The sequence below is a fragment of the Advenella sp. S44 genome, from assembly GCF_002810445.1.
Taxonomy (GTDB): domain Bacteria; phylum Pseudomonadota; class Gammaproteobacteria; order Burkholderiales; family Burkholderiaceae_B; genus Advenella.
This window is the reverse complement of sequence record NZ_NEXS01000003.1, coordinates 392,037-410,176: the sequence shown is the minus strand read 5'-3', so window position 1 is coordinate 410,176 and position 18,140 is coordinate 392,037. Positions and strand designations below refer to the sequence as shown.

General features: G+C 54.5%; 17 protein-coding genes. 3 read left to right on the top strand and 14 right to left on the bottom strand.

The features are described from left to right. Positions 1 to 68: 68 nt before the first annotated feature. A complete protein-coding gene (locus CAP48_RS20295) occupies positions 69 to 1,040 on the bottom strand; it encodes a hypothetical protein (protein ID WP_242444344.1) in 972 nt (323 codons plus the stop codon). A gap of 255 nt (positions 1,041 to 1,295) precedes the next feature. On the opposite strand from CAP48_RS20295, the gene CAP48_RS05880 reads away from it, so the two are divergent. Next, positions 1,296 to 1,526 carry a hypothetical protein gene (locus CAP48_RS05880; protein WP_100695081.1) on the top strand — a complete coding sequence of 77 codons (231 nt, stop codon included), beginning with the start codon at positions 1,296 to 1,298 and terminating at the stop codon, positions 1,524 to 1,526. An 814-nt stretch (positions 1,527 to 2,340) separates the two neighbouring features. Here the strand turns inward: CAP48_RS05880 and CAP48_RS05875 are convergent. Continuing rightward, positions 2,341 to 3,336 carry a tripartite tricarboxylate transporter substrate binding protein gene (locus tag CAP48_RS05875; RefSeq protein ID WP_100695080.1) on the bottom strand — a complete coding sequence of 332 codons (996 nt, stop codon included), beginning with the start codon at positions 3,334 to 3,336 and terminating at the stop codon, positions 2,341 to 2,343. A 134-nt stretch (positions 3,337 to 3,470) separates the two neighbouring features. Between CAP48_RS05875 and CAP48_RS05870 the strand changes: the two genes are divergently transcribed. Beyond that, on the top strand, positions 3,471 to 5,159 hold the full coding sequence (locus tag CAP48_RS05870) for a thiamine pyrophosphate-binding protein (protein WP_100695079.1): 1,689 nt from the start codon (positions 3,471 to 3,473) through the stop codon (positions 5,157 to 5,159). A gap of 232 nt (positions 5,160 to 5,391) precedes the next feature. Here CAP48_RS05870 and CAP48_RS05865 read toward each other — a convergent pair whose 3' ends face one another. The 10 genes from CAP48_RS05865 to CAP48_RS05820 form a co-directional block, all read right to left on the bottom strand. Next, a complete protein-coding gene (locus CAP48_RS05865) occupies positions 5,392 to 5,820 on the bottom strand; it encodes a F0F1 ATP synthase subunit epsilon (protein WP_100695078.1) in 429 nt (142 codons plus the stop codon). A 9-nt stretch (positions 5,821 to 5,829) separates the two neighbouring features. Beyond that, positions 5,830 to 7,230, bottom strand: a complete 1,401-nt coding sequence (atpD, locus tag CAP48_RS05860) for a F0F1 ATP synthase subunit beta (RefSeq protein ID WP_100695077.1) — start codon at positions 7,228 to 7,230, stop codon at positions 5,830 to 5,832. 55 nt (positions 7,231 to 7,285) lie between these two features. Then, positions 7,286 to 8,197 carry a F0F1 ATP synthase subunit gamma gene (gene atpG / locus CAP48_RS05855; protein WP_100695076.1) on the bottom strand — a complete coding sequence of 304 codons (912 nt, stop codon included), beginning with the start codon at positions 8,195 to 8,197 and terminating at the stop codon, positions 7,286 to 7,288. Positions 8,198 to 8,264: 67 nt separating this feature from the next. Then, positions 8,265 to 9,806: a F0F1 ATP synthase subunit alpha gene (atpA, locus tag CAP48_RS05850; protein WP_100695075.1), complete on the bottom strand. Its 1,542-nt coding sequence runs from the start codon at positions 9,804 to 9,806 to the stop codon at positions 8,265 to 8,267. 34 nt (positions 9,807 to 9,840) lie between these two features. Beyond that, complete coding sequence (locus CAP48_RS05845) at positions 9,841 to 10,383, bottom strand: F0F1 ATP synthase subunit delta (RefSeq protein WP_100695074.1); 543 nt, start codon at positions 10,381 to 10,383, stop codon at positions 9,841 to 9,843. Positions 10,384 to 10,395: 12 nt separating this feature from the next. Next, complete coding sequence (locus CAP48_RS05840) at positions 10,396 to 10,866, bottom strand: F0F1 ATP synthase subunit B (RefSeq protein ID WP_100695073.1); 471 nt, start codon at positions 10,864 to 10,866, stop codon at positions 10,396 to 10,398. 145 nt (positions 10,867 to 11,011) lie between these two features. Further along, positions 11,012 to 11,254 (bottom strand): F0F1 ATP synthase subunit C, encoded by a 243-nt coding sequence (gene atpE, locus CAP48_RS05835; RefSeq protein WP_014749574.1) that lies wholly within the window; start codon positions 11,252 to 11,254, stop codon positions 11,012 to 11,014. Between the two features lie 127 nt (positions 11,255 to 11,381). Continuing rightward, positions 11,382 to 12,269 carry a F0F1 ATP synthase subunit A gene (atpB, locus tag CAP48_RS05830; RefSeq protein WP_100695072.1) on the bottom strand — a complete coding sequence of 296 codons (888 nt, stop codon included), beginning with the start codon at positions 12,267 to 12,269 and terminating at the stop codon, positions 11,382 to 11,384. 66 nt (positions 12,270 to 12,335) lie between these two features. Then, positions 12,336 to 12,917: an ATP synthase subunit I gene (locus CAP48_RS05825; RefSeq protein ID WP_242444343.1), complete on the bottom strand. Its 582-nt coding sequence runs from the start codon at positions 12,915 to 12,917 to the stop codon at positions 12,336 to 12,338. Positions 12,918 to 13,019: 102 nt separating this feature from the next. Next, on the bottom strand, positions 13,020 to 13,799 hold the full coding sequence (locus CAP48_RS05820) for an enoyl-CoA hydratase (protein ID WP_100695071.1): 780 nt from the start codon (positions 13,797 to 13,799) through the stop codon (positions 13,020 to 13,022). Positions 13,800 to 13,935: 136 nt separating this feature from the next. On the opposite strand from CAP48_RS05820, the gene CAP48_RS05815 reads away from it, so the two are divergent. After that, entirely contained in the window at positions 13,936 to 15,696 is a 1,761-nt protein-coding gene (locus CAP48_RS05815) for a M61 family metallopeptidase (protein WP_100695070.1), read from the top strand. A gap of 17 nt (positions 15,697 to 15,713) precedes the next feature. On the opposite strand, the gene CAP48_RS05810 is transcribed toward CAP48_RS05815, so the two are convergent. Beyond that, complete coding sequence (locus CAP48_RS05810; protein ID WP_100695069.1) at positions 15,714 to 16,469, bottom strand: HesA/MoeB/ThiF family protein; 756 nt, start codon at positions 16,467 to 16,469, stop codon at positions 15,714 to 15,716. 3 nt (positions 16,470 to 16,472) lie between these two features. After that, positions 16,473 to 18,131, bottom strand: a complete 1,659-nt coding sequence (locus CAP48_RS05805; protein WP_304529017.1) for a S41 family peptidase — start codon at positions 18,129 to 18,131, stop codon at positions 16,473 to 16,475. Positions 18,132 to 18,140 lie beyond the last annotated feature (9 nt).

The window sequence follows — 18,140 nt, the reverse complement described above, 5'->3', positions numbered from 1 at the left end:
TGGTGTAAGAATATCCGTAGACAGTCACCTGGCCGTTAAGCGGTTTGGTGATCAGGCGCCATTTTCGGTTAAAAATCATGATCACGAAATGGATCTGCGCTAATCTGGTGTTTACGCATGAGCGCCCAGAAAGCCCGGCGGTGTTTATGTGAATTGCGTGCTGCCAGCGCAATATTGCCCTTGCTACGCGCCAGCGCGTGGGTCAGGTAGGTGCGCTCAAACTGCGCCACCACCACCGACTTGAGCTGCTGGAAGCCTTCAGGAAATTGCGCTATCTCCTGACAGCATACTTTGGGAATTGTCGGTAATGCCAGATACGCATTTGCCGGCGTTGCTGCCGGTAGTACGGCGCTTCTGACGCCATGCAAGAGAGATACTGGCGACGCTGGCGATGATGCATGATGGGGAATGGTACCCGCGCCGGGAATCTCGCCCGTAGTGGGCCCCTGATTAGACAGCTTGCGTAGCAAGTGCATGGACGATCCGGATTTGTCGGCAGTCAGCCGCATGCAGGCTAAAGACCCATGATCGCCATGGTACAGGGTAGCCGGATCTTGGACTGCATACTGCTGAGTGCTGACGGTATCGCCCAGCAGCGAAGGCAGTCTCGCGTGCTGGTTACGTAACTGCTGCAGCGCACGCAGGAGCCGTACGCGGATTTCTTCGGGCTCGCAGGGCCATAATGCAAAGTCGACCACGCCCAGCTCCAGCAGATCAATAAGCCCGATCGGCCGCAGCGACAATCCGAGTACAAAGATGGGACGATGCTGTTCGATTCGGGTTTGCTGCAATAGCAGCCGGGTCCAGACCAGCGAGGCGGCCGAGACCGGCAGGCAGATCGCATCAAAATGGCGTAGTGAGTAGGTCATGTCCTGAAGCAGCGTGACTGGCGGGAATGGGTCATTTTGTACGGCACACGCGGGCTCTATTGGGGTCAAATGCAGACGACAACTGTGCAGACGGTCCTGCTTGAGCAGCGTTTCTGCGAGCATTTCACACCCGGAAATACGGATAAGCGCACAATCGAGTCGTTCTTTCACCTTATTTGCCCTCCTCATGTAACGAAAAGTACAGAATAAATGTCCCATTGGCTTGCGGCAATTCGCAGTTATCACACTAGGGCAAATACGGTTAAGTCCCTGTTTTTGTGGAAAAAACAACGTTTTTGCTGCACTGCAGGAGCAAAAGGCTGTCGTTGCTTGCTTATTCCTAGGGTTAACCCTATAATGGTTTATACCTAGACTTAACCCACTTGTTTAACAGTCACTTAAAGAGCCCATACCATGAATTTATCTATGAGAAACGCCCTCGCATTGAGCGATACCCCTGAACTTGCTTTCAGCGATTCAATGGAACGTGAATTGATCCACAAAGCCATCAACGAAGAACGCGCACTGAGCCTGACCGGTCTGGTCAAAGTTGTCGCCAGCTCTATCGCCGCCGCTTGCGTGATGATGTACGAGATGGTCAAGGAAACAGAAAAAGCCATCGATGAAACCGACTCCGAAGGCGGTTTCAGCTGGTAATGGCTTGCCGCTCCTGCGCCTACGTGCGCGGGTGCATCACGTTGTAGCAATAACGTTGTAGCAGTAAATATGGCGAACGCAATCGTGCGCCGATCGGGTGATTGACTGACGGTCCATCTGCCTGCAAATGAGAATACGGCGGCCAACGGCCACTGTAGCGGCAGGCAGATGTCAAACCGTATAGAGCAGCGTCCCCGCAAGAGACAGGATAGCCAGCTTCCCATACCGGCAAATGCCGCGATTGAAGCATCTAGACTGGTTTTCCAGAGCATGCGTCTTTAGCCACAGCATGTTGTCTTTTTTATATAGCAGCAAACTTAACAGCGAACTGAAAAACCAGCCGGAGCGCTGTTGTGCCAGTTTGCTTTTGCAGCGACGGCTCGCCTATAAAACGGATTCGCAAATCGCCTGGCGCCGCATCTTACATATTGCGCCACCGCAATAACAACCAAAATAACAAACAAGAATTCCGAGGCAATGCATTTCATCGGAAATGGCAGTGCAATCGAGTACAACGAACCGACCGGATCATTACCATGGTCGACCGACGAAACCGTCCTAATCAAGGTCACTGTCGAGCGGCAAACCATCCGGGCAGACTACCCTGATCCTGATCGATGCAATCGTCGACCGATACAACCGACCTGAATCATTAACGGCTGCCAGCCGATAGTGGCCCCGGCAGCACTCATCGCGGAGCCAATACGAATGACCGCGAGTCAATAAAATACGGCAGCGGGGCCAACGCCCTGCTGCCGTTTCTTTTATATGCCGACACCGCTATCGTAAAATCAGATGCCTGCCGCTAACTCAATTAGTCAATTGAAATATTACCCTTGCGAATGACCTCACCCCATGTGTGGGTTTCGTCAGCGACGAATTTGGAGAATTCTTCCGGAGTATTTTTCTCTGCCGTCGCACCCAGGCTTGCAAGCTGCTCGATCACTTCAGGCTTGGCCAGGATCTTTTCAACGGTGGCATTGATTTTGTCAATAATGGGCTTGGGTGTCCCCTTGGGAGCGACCAATCCGAACCACGAGGAAACGTTGAACTGCGGGTATCCGGATTCCTGCAAAGTAGGAACATCGGGAAACGCATCGGAGCGTTTATCGGTTGTAACAGCAAACGCCTTGATCTTGCCGGCCTTGATTTGCGGCACGGCGGCCGGCATATTTTCAAATACGACGTCTGTCTGACCGCCCACCAGAGCCGTCATGGACGGGCCGCTGCCGCTAAACGGGATATGCAACATATCAATATCGGCCTGCTGCTTGAAGAGCTCACCAGCCAGATGGATGGAAGTGCCTGCACCCGAAGAGCCATAATTGACCTTGCCTGGATTAGCCTTGGCGTAGTCGACGAACTCTTTTACGTTGTTATACGGCGTCTTGCTGCTGGCAACCAGAATGTTGGGAACCTTGGCAACCAGCACGATCGGGTCAATATCTTTTTCGATGTTGAACCGGGCGTTTTTGTACAGCGTTTGGTTGATCGTGGTGGTTACGGCCATCATCATGAGCGTATAACCGTCTGGTTTCCTGCGAAGTAATTGGTCTGTGGCAATATTGCTGCCAGCGCCCAGTTTGTTCTCGACCACGAAGCTTTCGTTAAGTTCATCGCCAAGGCCCTTGGCCACGATACGGGCCAGGACATCGGTTGTACCACCGGCGGCAAAACCAACCAGTACCGTCACGGGTTTTGATGGATATGCTTCTTCCTGCGCAGACACCGAACTGACTGCAGCTAACATCCCTAAGCCAGCCACAATAGAAAAAGCGCGCGGAAAAAAGCCTCTCGAAATCAAATTCATATTCTTATCGCCTATACTTTACAATGATTATGTTGTCTGTGATTTTGCGTGAGACACTCAATACGCGTGAAATACGCCATGATTTGGCGTCATAGGCAGCATTCCTTTCACAATTGAATCATTATAGAACACTCATGCAAAACAATAGCCAGAGTCGTCCAGGTGGAGAAATTATCGTCGATCAGCTCGTCCGTCAGGGCGTTGATCATGTTTTTTGTGTCCCAGGTGAAAGTTACCTGGCCGTTCTGGATGCGCTACACGATGCAAGCATCAATGTAACGGTATGCCGCCAGGAAGGCGGCGCGGCCATGATGGCAGAAGCCCATGGCAAGCTGACCGGCAGGCCGGGCATCTGCATGGTGACCCGCGGTCCGGGCGCCTCTAACGCGCTCGCAGGGATTCATATTGCCAAGCAGGATTCAACCCCGTTAATTGTGTTTGTCGGGCAGATTGAAACCGGCATGCGAGAACGTGAAGCCTTCCAGGAAGTGGATTATCGCGCCGTCTTCGGTACGCAGACCAAATGGACCACGGAAATCGATGACGCAACGCGCATTCCCGAGCTTATCGCCCGCGCTTTCCACGTCGCTATGTCCGGACGCCCCGGTCCCGTTGTCATCGCCCTGCCCGAAGACATGCTGGTGCAAATGGCCAACGTCGCAGACGCTGCGCGCGTAGAACCGGTTGTTTGTGCACCTGCGCCGGAGCAAATGGCGCAAATGGCTTCGCTGCTGGCTGGTGCGAAAAACCCGCTGGCCATTGTTGGCGGTTCGCGCTGGACCGAAGAGGCCGTCCAGGGCTTTGTCCGCTTCGCCGAACAACAGCAGCTTCCCGTCGCAGTCCAGTTCCGCCGCCAGCATTTGTTTCCCTCTACGCATCCTAATTTCGTGGGTGATATTGGTCTGGGCAGCAATCCAAAACTGCTCAAGATGGCGCAGGACGCCGACGTGATTCTTTTGGTTGGCGGCCGCATGTCTGAAATTGCATCGCAAAGCTACACCCTGCTCGATATCCCGGTGCCCAGGCAAACGCTGATTCACGTTCACGCGGACAGCCAGGAACTAAACCGTGTTTACCAGGCAGCGCTGGCCATCAATGCGACGCCGGCACAATTGGTTAATGCAGCCGAAGGGCTCGATGCCGGCAGTGACGTTGCGCGCAAGGCCTACATTGAATCGGCTCATGAATCGTATCTGGCGTGGAGCAACCCCGAGTCGGTCAGCACGCCCGGCGCGCTGCAGATGGGTGAAGTCATGGCGTATCTTGAAGCACATCTGGAGCCCGATGCAATCATGACCAATGGCGCCGGCAACTACGCGACGTGGTTGCATCGATTTCATCGCTTCAATCACTTCAATACCCAGCTTGCGCCCACCTCTGGTTCAATGGGCTATGGCGCGCCCGCCGCAGTCGGCGCCAAGCGCGTGATGCCGCAACGACAAGTGGTCTGCTTTGCCGGTGACGGCTGCTTCCTGATGCATGGCCAGGAATTTGCTACTGCAGTTCAGTACGGTTTGAATATTATTGTGCTGGTGTTTGATAACGGCATGTACGGCACCATACGCATGCACCAGGAGAAGCATTATCCGGGTCGAGTCAGCGCTACCAACTTGCAAAACCCGGACTTCGCCGCTTATGCCGTGGCGTTTGGCGGACATGGCGAACGGGTTGAAACGAACGAGCAATTTGGGCCTGCATTCGAACGAGCGGTCGCTAGCGGTAAGCCCGCCATCCTGCATTGCCTGATCGATCCGCAGGCCATTACCCCGACAGCCACGCTGGATCAACTGCGCGCTGCCGCAGAACAATCAAAATCCAAGTAAGATCAGGCTCGACGACGGCTTGAGGCCTGGGTCTCAAACCGTCGGATGGCGTGGCTAACGTGGCCGGCCTGGCAGATCAGGCATGAAACTTGTGGGCGGACCGAGTATCGGTTTGAACCGCCCACAGCCTGCACCACACGCGGTCTGCCATCACGCACAGCCTGCGCCACCCACAAAAAAAGACGCCACGAGAGCGTCTTTTTTCTTTCTGTACTGCAGCGTTAATGAAAAATCAGTGACGATTTTTCATATTGGCCAGACGGCGGGCAGCAGCAACCTGGGCTGCCAGCATGGCCAGCTCGGCTTCGACAGCCGCAATATCCTGCTTGTCGTGTGCACTCTCGAGTGCTTCCAGCGCCTGCTGGCGAGCCTTCTCGGCTTTGGCTTCATCCAGGTCTGCCGCACGGATTGCCGTGTCGGACAGCACTGTAACACCAAATGGCTGCACTTCAAGAATACCACCGGCTACAAACACCAGCTCTTCTGTTCCGTCTTCACGCACAATTTTAAGCGTGCCTGGACGGATTTTGGAGATCAGCGGCGTGTGGCCGGGCAAAACACCCAGCTCTCCGCTTTCACCTGGCAAAGAGACAAACTTGGCTTCGCCCGAGAAGATGGATGCTTCAGCACTGACAACATCTACTTTGAGTAAAGTAGCCATAGCTATTCCTTATTTTAAGCCTTTCGCTTTTTCGAAGGCTTCGTCAATGGTGCCGACCATGTAGAAAGCCTGCTCTGGCAGCGCATCACATTCACCGTCAACAATCATCTTGAAGCCGCGAATGGTTTCAGCCAACGGCACGTATTTACCTGGAGAACCGGTAAAGACTTCGGCAACGTGGAAAGGCTGAGACAGGAAGCGTTGAATTTTACGAGCACGGGCAACAGCCTGCTTGTCTTCCGGAGACAGCTCGTCCATACCCAGAATCGCAATAATATCGCGCAATTCCTTGTAACGTTGCAGTGTCTGCTGAACACCGCGAGCCACGGCATAGTGCTCTTCACCCACCACTTGGGGATCCAGCTGACGACTGGTCGAATCCAGTGGGTCAACCGCTGGGTAAATACCCAGAGAAGCGATGTCACGTGACAGCACGACGGTAGAGTCCAAATGCTGGAAGGTCGTAGCAGGAGACGGGTCGGTCAAGTCATCGGCAGGAACGTAAACGGCCTGGATCGATGTAATCGAACCGGTTTTGGTCGAGGTAATACGCTCTTGCAGAACACCCATTTCCTCGGCCAGTGTTGGCTGATAACCCACCGCTGAAGGCATACGACCCAGCAGCGCCGAGACTTCCGTTCCAGCCAGCGTGTAACGATAGATGTTGTCAACGAAGAACAGAATGTCACGGCCTTCGTCACGGAATTTTTCAGCCATTGTCAGGCCGGTCAAGGCCACGCGCAGACGGTTTCCCGGCGGTTCGTTCATCTGGCCGAACACCATGGCGACCTTGTCCAGAACGTTCGATTCTTCCATTTCGTGGTAGAAGTCGTTACCTTCACGAGTACGCTCACCCACCCCGGCAAACACAGACAGACCGGAGTGCTGTTTGGCGATGTTATTGATGAGTTCCATCATGTTAACGGTTTTGCCCACACCGGCGCCGCCGAACAGGCCGACTTTACCGCCTTTGGCAAACGGGCAGACCAGGTCAATCACCTTGATGCCTGTTTCCAGCAATTCTACTGAAGGAGACAGTTCATCAAATTTTGGTGCAGATTGGTGAATTTCACGTTTTTCTTCGCTGGCGATAGGACCGGCTTCGTCGATTGGACGACCCAGCACATCCATGATGCGGCCCAGCGTGCCTTCACCGACAGGAACGGAAATTGCCGCATTGGTACGGTCAACTGCCATGCCGCGACGCAAGCCGTCGCTGGAGCCCATTGCAATCGTACGCACGACACCGTCGCCCAGCTGTTGCTGGACTTCCAGTGTCAAACCTTTCTCGGCGAATTTTGATTCGTTGTCCGCCAGGACAAGGGCTTCATAAACTTTTGGCATGTTGTCGCGTGGGAACTGAATATCCACGACGGCGCCGATGCACTGAACGATGGTACCGTTACTCATGTCGATTCCTTACTTAATAACGATTGAAAGATGCCGGTTCGCGTTGACCCGAAGGTTACACGGCCGCGGCGCCCCCCACGATTTCTGAAATTTCTTTAGTGATGGAAGCCTGACGGGTTTTGTTGTAAACCAGTTGCAGATCTTCAATCACTTTCTTTGCGTTGTCCGATGCAGCCTTCATCGCCACCATCCGTGCCGACTGCTCTGACGCCATGTTTTCCGCAACTGCCTGATACACCAGACCTTCGACGTATCGAGCCAGCAGATCGTCGATGACCGATTTTGCATCGGGCTCGAAGATGTAATCCCACTTGTAGCTCGATTCAATCGCAGCCTGTTCGTCTTCGGATTTTGCAGCACCGGCGACAAACGGATCAGCCAGCCCATCAGGCAATGGCAGCAGCCGCATAATTGTTGGCTCCTGCTTCATGGTGTTCACGAAATGCGTGGATGCCACATAAAGGGCGTCGATCTTGCCATCGAGGTAATCATCCAGCTGTACCTTGAGTGCGCCGATCAGACGCTCAAGATGCGGCTGATCACCAAGCTGCACTTCGTTGGATACCAGATTGCTGCCAATACGTGTTAGCAGGCTCAACCCTTTATTACCCAGGGCAGTCGTCTGGACCTTGATACCCTTGGCCTCAAATTCCTTGAGACGCGCCAGCACCATCCGGGAGATATTTGTGTTCAGGCCGCCGCACAGACCTTTGTCTGTGGTGACCAGCACTACACCAACCGCCTTGATATCGGTACGTTCTTCCATGTACGGATGACGGTAGTCAGGATGCGTTTGCATCATGTGTGCAGCGATTTCGCGTACTTTCTTGGCATAGGGACGGCCGGCACGCATTCTTTCCTGCGCCTTGCGCATTTTGGATGCTGCCACCATCTCCATGGCCTTGGTGATCTTGCGCGTGTTTTGCACGCTCTTGATCTTCGTACGAATTTCCTTGATTCCAGGCATTTCGCTTTCCTGTTAAACCAATTTCAGGAAGGTGCGTGGCAACAGGCCACACACCTCATGGACTTACTTAGTATGAACCACCAGTTTTGAAGCCGGCAACGATATCTTTCAGTGCAGCTTCATCTTCTTTGGACAGTTCTTTTGTATCTTCGATACGGCCAATCAGATCGGCGTGCTTGTTCTTAAGCTCGTCTTTCAGGCCTTTTTCAAAGGGCAGGACTTTTTCGACTTCAACGTCATCCAGGTAGCCATTATTCACGGCGTACAGTGAGATGGCCAGTTCCCATACCTGCAAAGGCTGGTATTGAGGCTGTTTGAGCAGTTCTACCACACGCTTACCACGTTCGAGCTGACGGCGTGTCGCGTCATCAAGGTCAGAGGCAAACTGGGCAAATGCTGCCAACTCACGATACTGCGCCAGGTCGGTACGAATACCACCGGACAGTTTCTTGATAACTTTGGTCTGTGCCGCGCCACCAACCCGTGAAACGGAAATACCGGCGTTGATCGCTGGACGTACACCGGCGTTGAACAGATCGGTCTCAAGGAAGATCTGGCCGTCGGTAATGGAAATCACGTTGGTTGGAACGAACGCGGAAACGTCGCCAGCCTGGGTTTCAATGATAGGCAACGCGGTCAGAGAACCGGTTTTGCCTTTCACTTCACCGTTGGTGAATTTTTCGACGTAGTTTGCGTTAACGCGGGCAGCGCGCTCAAGCAGACGGGAGTGCAGATAGAACACGTCACCAGGATAGGCTTCACGGCCTGGCGGGCGACGCAGCAACAGGGAAACCTGACGGTATGCCCAGGCTTGTTTGGTCAGATCATCATAGACGATCAGGGCGTCTTCACCGCGGTCACGGAAGTATTCACCCATGGTGCAACCAGCATAAGCAGACAGATACTGCATAGCGGCAGAGTCAGAGGCTGTGGCTGCGACAATAATGGTGTATTCGAGGGCGCCGAGCTCTTCGAGCTTGCGCACCACGTTGTTGACCGTAGACGCTTTCTGGCCGATCGCAACGTAAACGCAGGTTACGTTCTTGCCTTTCTGGCTGATGATCGCGTCGATGGCGACAGCAGTTTTACCTGTCTGACGGTCACCAATAATCAGTTCGCGCTGACCACGGCCAATAGGCACCATGGAGTCAATGGACTTGATACCGGTTTGCAGAGGCTGGGAAACAGACTGACGTTCAATAACACCCGGCGCCACTTTCTCGATAATGTCGGTTGCTTTCGCGTTGACCGGACCTTTACCGTCGATGGGCTGACCCAGTGCATTCACAACGCGGCCGCGCAATTCGGGGCCAACGGGTACTTCGAGAATACGACCGGTTGTTTTGACTTGGTCACCTTCGGATACGCCGGTGTAATCACCCAGAATAACGGCACCCACAGAGTCACGCTCGAGGTTCAGAGCAAGACCGTAGACGTTATTGGGGAACTCCAGCATTTCACCTTGCATCACATCGGAAAGACCGTGGACACGTGTAATACCGTCGGTTACGGAAACAACCGTACCTTGCGTACGAACATCGGCAGAAGCGCCCAGGCCTTCAATACGGCTTTTGAGCAGTTCGCTGATTTCTGACGGATTGAGTTGCATGTTCAGACTCCTGAAATCCTGTTATGTATGGCGCTTAGTGAGCCGCCAGTGTGTCGCGCAGGCGGCTCAACTGAGCCTGCACGGAAGTATCTAATACCTGATCACCTACTGTTACGCGAACACCACCGATAAGCGATGGATCAACAGTAACAACAGGCTTCAGTTTAAAGCCGAATTTTTTTTCCAGCCCGGCAATCAGTTCCTGCACCTGGGCTTCGGACATCTCGAAAGCGCTGGTGATCTCTGCCTGGGCAGTTCCTTCATTGCGATTTCGGAGCGCCTCGAACTGCTCGGCAATTTGTGGCAGGAGCAAAAGACGGTCGTTTTCGATGAGCAGGTCAACGAAATTGCGCATTTGCTGCGACAACGACGTTTTGAGCAGGCCCAGAAAAACGTCTTCTTTTGTTTTTCGTTCCAGTTGCGGATCTGACATCGCTTCACGCACATCTTTCAGATCAGAAAGCTGTGCGAGCTCATTGACGGCATCCGACCATGCAGCAAGACCTGCCGGATCATTTTTCGCTGTGGCAAAAAGCGCCTCGGCGTACGGACGGGCAACGGTTGATAGTTCTGCCATGGTATTTCCGAATTAAAGCTGTGCCTTGAGTTGGTTCAGCAACTCGGCATGCGTCTGAGGATTGACTTCGCGTTTGAGAATCTGCTCTGCGCCTTTGACGGCCAGGGCAGCTACTTCGTCACGCAGGCTGTCCCGTACGCGCTGCACTTCCCGCTCGGCGTCCTGTTGGGCTTGAGCGATGATGCGTGAACGTTCCGTTTCAGCTTCTCCACGGGCAGCATCAACAATTGATGCGGCATGTTTTTCAGCGTCCTGCAAGCGAGCATGTGTCTGCTGCTTGGCATCTGCCTCGATCAGGCTGATACGAGCCTGGGACTGAGCGAGATCCGCTTTGCCTTTGTCGGCCGCAGCCAGACCATCGGCAATCTTCTGACGACGTTCTTCAATGGCCTTGATCAGCGGAGGCCACACGAATTTCATCGTGAACCACGCCAGCACAAAAAAAACGATCGTCTGGAAAAAGAGCGTCGCGTTTAAATTCACGGTCGTTTCCCTTCAATAATGGGCGGTTTCGCCTGGGCGAAATCCTGAAATTTACTTGAACTTTTGTCATTGGCGAACCCTGAAGTTCAGGGTTCGCTATTCCATCTTGTTCACCACCATCCGAGGATGGTCTTACGTCTTGTTATCAGGCACCAAACGGGCTTGCAAACGCGAACAGCATGGCAATACCAACACCGATCAGGAACGCAGCGTCGATAAGACCAGCCAACAAGAACATTTTAGTTTGCAAAACGTTCATCAGTTCTGGCTGACGAGCGGATGCTTCGAGATATTTACCGCCCATGATACCGATACCGATACACGCGCCGATAGCGCCCAGGCCGATGATGAAAGCGCAAGCAAGAGCAACGAAAGCTGCTGTGGTCATGACAACTCCTTGTGGTTATGAACCTAAAACAATTTAAAGATGGAAAATTACTGCTTAAAACTCGGCAGATCGGATTTGTTTTCCGATCTGCCCACTACGGCATAACAGAATCTGCTATGACGAAATCTTAGTGGCTCTCATGCGCCTGACCAAGATATACCAGGGTCAGCATCATGAAAATAAAGGCCTGGAGCAGAATAATCAGGATATGGAAAATAGCCCAGATTGATCCGGCCAGTACCTGGCCGATGCCAAGCCCGATATTCATTGCGGAAAAACCGGTCCACGCACCACCCAGCAAGGCGATCAGCATGAACAACAGTTCACCGGCGAACATGTTACCGAACAGCCGCATACCCAGGGAAACGGTTTTGGCTGCGTATTCGATGATATTGAGCAACAGATTGAAAGGCGACAGCAGCACAGCGGCAAAGCCATGCGCATGAAACGGCGCAGTGAACAGCTCTTTTACAAACCCGCCGGCGCTCTTGATTTTGATACCGTAGTAAAAAGACAGCAGCAGCACAGCCAGAGACATTCCCATGGGAACGTTCAAATCGGCAGTAGGAAGAATACGATGATAATACAGTGGACCATGCGCATGATGATCGCCAGCCAGACCGAGCCAGCCGAAAATGGCACCGGCCAGATCAACAGGAATCAGATCGAGCGTATTCATGAGCGTAACCCACAGGAATACGGTCAGGGCCAGCGGCGCGATGAACTTGCGTGACACTTCGTTATGGACAATGCTTTTGGCCTGATCATTGACCATGTCAACAACCATTTCAACGCCGGCCTGGAAACGGCCTGGCACGCCAGAGGTGGCACGACGGGCTGCCAGCCACAGCAGGAATACGACAACCAGGCCCATGGCCAGAGACCAGAACACGGAATCGTAATTGATAACACTCATATCCAGGATGGTGGATTGAGGATGACCCGTATTGTTCAGGTGCGCCAGATGATGCTGGACATAAGCTGACTGAGGCGATACTTCGGCAGGTGCAGCCATTTAGTACGTACTCCAAATTCGCAGCCTGTTTCAGGCTGCATTTTGATTTATCCCATTTATGTCTGACTACCTGAGTTTGTTCAACACAAGCAGCAGGACATACCCCTTCAATACAACAACAAGCCCCAGCAACAATGCCGGCCAGACAAGATAGGTTCCCGCGAACCTGACAACCAGTGCCAGCAATGCCAGCGTTCCGCCAATCTTGAGCGCTTGCGCCCAGAAGAACGTAAGCACCCCGGCGTTAGCCTGACTGTAAATCTTTACAAGCATATGAAGGGCAGCGAACGAGGATGGGATCAGATAAATCAGCCCGCCAGCCAGCGCAGATAGCGCCGCATAGTTCCCCGCGACAAGCCAGCTGGCCAGCGCTGCAAGCAGCAATAACATTGCTTGCGCCAGCACCAGATTAACCAGCCCCTTGGCCGCCCTTGCGTTCATTCTGGCCCGCTCTTGTGGAGTCAGACTCAGTGGACGCGCTTCTTTTGGCGTTGTTTGTGCCGTTCCTGACATTGCCGGCGCAGCCTTTCCTGCTGCAGGTTGGTTCTTGGCAACGGGCGCATCTGTGGACGCCCCGGACTGCGTAACCGACCCTTCCGGCAAATGCTTCGTACGATCTGCTTCGGCGGCCCCCGATGGTTGATTCATAAGTAAAGCCCCCGCGCCGTTCATAACGGTTTTTAGCATTCAGTTAAGCCATGGAAGTATATCTTATATTTCAAGTCGTAGGCAATACGCGGGGATGTTTTCTTACATATTATTGAAGGCAGGTTTGCGCTTGCCTACAAAGGCGTCCATGCCCTCTTTCTGGTCCTTTGTCGCAAATGTTGCGTGAAATACACGGCGCTCGAACAACAGGCCCTGCTCCAGCGTCGTTTCCTGCGCCACATTAACGCATTCCTTGGCCATCATGAGCGTAGTCTGGGACATGGCTGCCATGTCCTGCGCGATCTTGATCACTTCCTCAAGAAAATTTTCTGTCGGCAAAATCCGGGCGACCAGTCCGGCGCTTTCTGCCTCTTTGGCATCCATCATGCGACCGGTAAGCACCAGATCCATGGCTTTTGCCTTGCCGACTGCACGGGTAAGACGTTGCGTGCCGCCCAGCCCCGGGATCGTACCCAGCTTGATTTCGGGCTGCCCGAAACGGGCATTGTCGGCAGCATAGATGGTATCGCACATCATGGCCAGCTCGCAGCCGCCGCCCAGGGCATAGCCAGACACAGCCGCAATAACCGGCTTGCGAATGGCGTTTTTCATGGTTTCCCAGTCGCCGCCGATGTAATTGCTCTTGTACACGTCCATGTAGTCCCAGCCCTTCATGGCCGCAATATCGGCACCGGCTGCAAAGGCTTTTTCGGAACCGGTCAACACAATAACATTGATATTGTTGTCCGCCTGCATGGCCAGCAGCGTCTGGCTGAGCATTTGCATCAGCTCATTACTCAGCGCATTGAGCACCGTGGGACGGTTGATGGTGATGACGCCGACAGCGCCCTGGACACGTGATAATACAAATTCTTCTGACATGCTTCGGTCTCCCTGTGAGTATTCGGATCTTCGCTGAAATTGTGTCAATTATTGTAGCTACGGAATGGTCAAAAAACGACAAACCGTCGGTTTTTGCTATAGTTACTGACTTAACCTTCAATTTTACCGAGTCAGTATGCCCTCCGTTTCCTATCAGATCACGCCCGCCGACCCCGCCGCTCACTATTTTGATGTCCAGATCACAATTGACAATCCTGATCGTCGCGGGCAGATCGTCTCTTTGCCCGCATGGATTCCCGGCAGCTATCTGATCCGGGACTTTTCCCGTCACATCCATGAGCTGACCGCCAAAACCGGCAGATCTGTGCTGCCCATCAACAAGCTGGACAATCACACTTGGCAGATTGCACCCTGTTCGCGACGCCTGACGCTCAGCTATCGGGTTTATGCCTGGGATCTGTCGGTACGCTGTGCGCACCTGGACCAGACCCACGGTTTTTTCAACGGCACCAGCGTTTTTCTGAAGGTACATGGACGCGAGAAGCAACCATGCCAGGTGACCATCGCGCCCGGCGCCAGCACCCGCCACTGGCGCGTTTACACTAGCTTGCCGCTGGCGCGCCGTGGTCGGAACACGAACCTGCCTCACAGATTCGGCGCGTACGAAGCGCCCGATTATGATGCGCTGGTCGATCATCCTGTTGAAATGGGCACGCCCCATGTGGAAACCTTCACCGTATGCGGGGCCAGGCACGAAATGGTATTTACCGGCGTATTGCCCAATGTCGACTTCAAGCGCATTGCGCGCGATACCGCGAAAATCTGCGAAACCCAGATTCGTTTTTTCGAACCGCGCACGCATCGCGCCCCGTTTCTGGATAGCGCCGATCGCTATGTTTTCATGACTTATGTGACAGGCAAGGATTACGGCGGGCTTGAACACCGAGCCTCGACAGCGCTGGTCGCATCGCGCCAGGATCTGCCCGTCATCGGCAACGATGAGCGCAGCGAGGGCTACACCGGTTTTCTGGGACTGGTCAGCCACGAATATTTTCATACCTGGAATGTCAAGCGCATCAAGCCGCAGGCTTTCGCGCCGTATGACCTGAGTCAGCCCAACCTGACCAGCCTGCTCTGGATTTTCGAAGGGTTTACCTCGTATTACGATGACCTGATGCTGCTACGCGCCGGTATTGTGGACGAAAATGACTATTTTCGCCTTCTGGCCAAGACCATCACAGCCGTGCACCGGGGACCGGGCCGCCACAAGCAGAGCGTGGCCGACAGTTCCTTTGACGCATGGAATCGATATTACCGCCAGGACGAGAGTTCCATCAACAATATCGTGAGCTACTACACAAAGGGATCACTTGTGGCGCTGGCGCTGGACCTGAGCATACGCAACGCCACCGCCAACCGCAAATCGCTGGACGACGTCATGCGCCTGATGTGGGAACGCTATGGCCGCCGGTTCTACCAGTCTCGCCAGCGTGGTCTGCAGGAAGACGAATTTGCAAGTGTGCTGAAACAGGCAACGGGCCTGGATCTGCAATCATTTATTGAAGCGGCCACCGAACACACTGATGATTTGCCCCTGGCAGCGCTGCTGGAAAAACAGGGCGTGACGCTGACCTGGCAGGCAGAACGCCGCGCGCCGGCCATTGGCGCGACCATGCGAGCGACCCCAACAGGCGAGCCCGGACTGGCGCAAGTGCTGGAGGGTGGCGCGGCGCATGCGGCAGGACTGTCGGCAGGCGATATCCTGCTGGCGATGGACGGACTGCGCATTGAAGTCGGAAACTGGGACAAGCTGCTGGACCGGTATCGCGCAGGTCAGCAGGTCACTATTCATTATTTCAGGCGTGATGAATTGCGCAGCACGCTGCTCACCCTGCAGGCGCCCACTAATGACAAGTGTAATTTAATCAGGCAATAGGCAGCACAGGACTACCATTAACGGTCACGCCCCGCACATACGGGGCACGCCGCGTTGCGCTCAAGCTCAAGCGTATGCCATTGCATTGACAGGGCATCGAGCATCATCAAACGGCCCCGCAGGTTTTCCCCCACCCCCAGCAGCGTCTTGATGGTTTCGGCCGCCTCTACGCTGCCGATGATGCCAACCAGCGGCGCAAAAACACCCATGGTCGCGCAGTTGTCGGGCTGCAGATTGTCCGATGGCGGAAACGCGCAGGCGTAACAGGGAGCATCAGCGTGACGCGTATCGAACACAGTGACCTGCCCGGCAAACCGGATCGCTGCGGCCGACACAAAGGGCTTGGCTTGTGCGACGCACACTTCATTGATTGCCTGACGCGTGCGGAAATTATCGGTGCAGTCAACAATAATATCGACGCCGCGCAGCAATTGTCCGAGCCTATCGGTATCGACCCGTTCGACCACGGTTTCGACCACACAATCGGGATTCAGTTCAGCAATGGCCGCAAGCGCAGACACTGCCTTGCTTTGCCCGATACGCGCGGTGGTATGGATGATCTGGCGTTGCAGATTTGATAGCTCAACCTGATCGTCGTCCACCAGCACCAGCCGACCCACACCGGCTGAAGCAAGGTAAGCGGCGACCGGCGAGCCCAGGCCGCCGAGCCCCAGGATCAGCGCAGAGCTGGCAAGCAGTTTCTCCTGTCCTTCAATACCGATGGCGTCCAGCATCAGGTGTCGCGCATAGCGCAGCAACTGGTTATCATCCATTTGCTATTTTCCTGCCGGTTGCTCTGGCGCTGCGGGGTCGTGCGCATCGGCGGGCGCCTTGCGATCTGCTGGCGGCGCAACAGAAGGCTCGGCCTTATCAGGTTGGCCTGCGTCTGCAGGCTCCCGCGTGACAGGTTTATCGCTCTGGCCCTCCGGCGTCTTTGGGGCATCGCCGGAAGTGGGCTCCGAGGCTTTTGCTTCAGCCGGCTTTTTCCCCTCGCTCGACGGTTTATCAGCTGTTGGTGCGCTACCCTTGACCGGCTTGCCCAGCAGCTTATTGACGGCCTGGGCCAGTTGGAAGTCGCCATCCGAACCGAACTCAAAGATCTCTTGCTCCTGCGCCGCTTCATCGGGCTTGAGCAAGGCCGTACCTTTGACTTCGCCATCTTTTCCGGCCTGCTCGTTACTTAGGTGCTCGGCCAGATCCGCCTCGCGCGGGAAGCTGAAAAGATCGCCCTTTTCGCTATCGGTAACCACCACATCAGGCACAATGCCGGTCGCCTGAATGGATCGTCCCGATGGCGTGAAGTAACGTGCCGTGGTCAGTTTGAGCGCCGTATTATCATCCAGCGGCATGACCACCTGCACCGAGCCCTTGCCGAAACTGCGGTTGCCCATGACCGTAGCGCGCTTGTGATCCTGAAGCGCACCCGCGACAATTTCGGCAGCCGACGCAGATCCGACATTGATCAACACCACCATCGGGACCGTCCGAGTCCAGGCCGGCAGTCCTTTCAGATAGTCGGTCCCATTGTGGACGTAATCCTGCGCTTGCGCCTGGAATACCCGTGAATCATGCTCGTCACGGGATTTGGTTGATACCACGTTCACGCCCGGTTTCAGAAATGCGGCCGAGACCCCGATGGCACCCGTTAGCAGGCCGCCGGGGTCATTGCGAAGATCCAGTACCAGTCCCTTGAGCTTGCCTTTGGTGTCCAATTGCTTGAGGTGGGTTACCAGATCGGGCCCGGTGCGCTCCTGGAATTGCGATATGCGCACATAGGCAATCGCATCGGGAAGCATTTTGCTGCGCACGCTCTGCACCTTGATGACTGCCCGAACGAGGTCAAAATCCAGCTGTTTGCCCGTGGAAGGACGACTGACCGACAGCTTGATGGAGGTACCCACCTCTCCCCGCAGATTTTTCACGACATCGTTGAGCGGCTTGCCTTCCATGCTTTCGCCATTGATACCGGTGATGATGTCGCCAGGCATAATCCCGGCCTTGGCGGCGGGCGTATCTTCAATCGGCGAAATGATTTTCACGAAGCCTTTTTCGGGGCCGATTTCAATACCCAGGCCGCCAAACTCGCCGTCCGTGGACACTCGCATCTCTTCATATTCAAGCGCGTCCAGGTAGGCAGAATGCGGATCCAGGTCCTCGACCATCCCCTTGATGGCCGCTTCGATCAACTTCTGGTCGGAAACCGGCTCAACGTAGCTGTTTTTGATCGCGGCGTAAACCCGCGCAAAGCGTTGCAGCTCGGTAAACGGCAGCGACTCTTCGGCAGGCAGCGGCGCGTGCGTCTCTGGGGCCGGAACCTGCCGCGAGGGATTAGCGGCCTTTTGCTGGGACCAAGCCAGCGGCGAATAGACCAGACAAGCCTGAATCAGCCCGATCATGGTCACGTATGATAACTGGCGTACTGCAAACAATTTCATAGAGTTTTC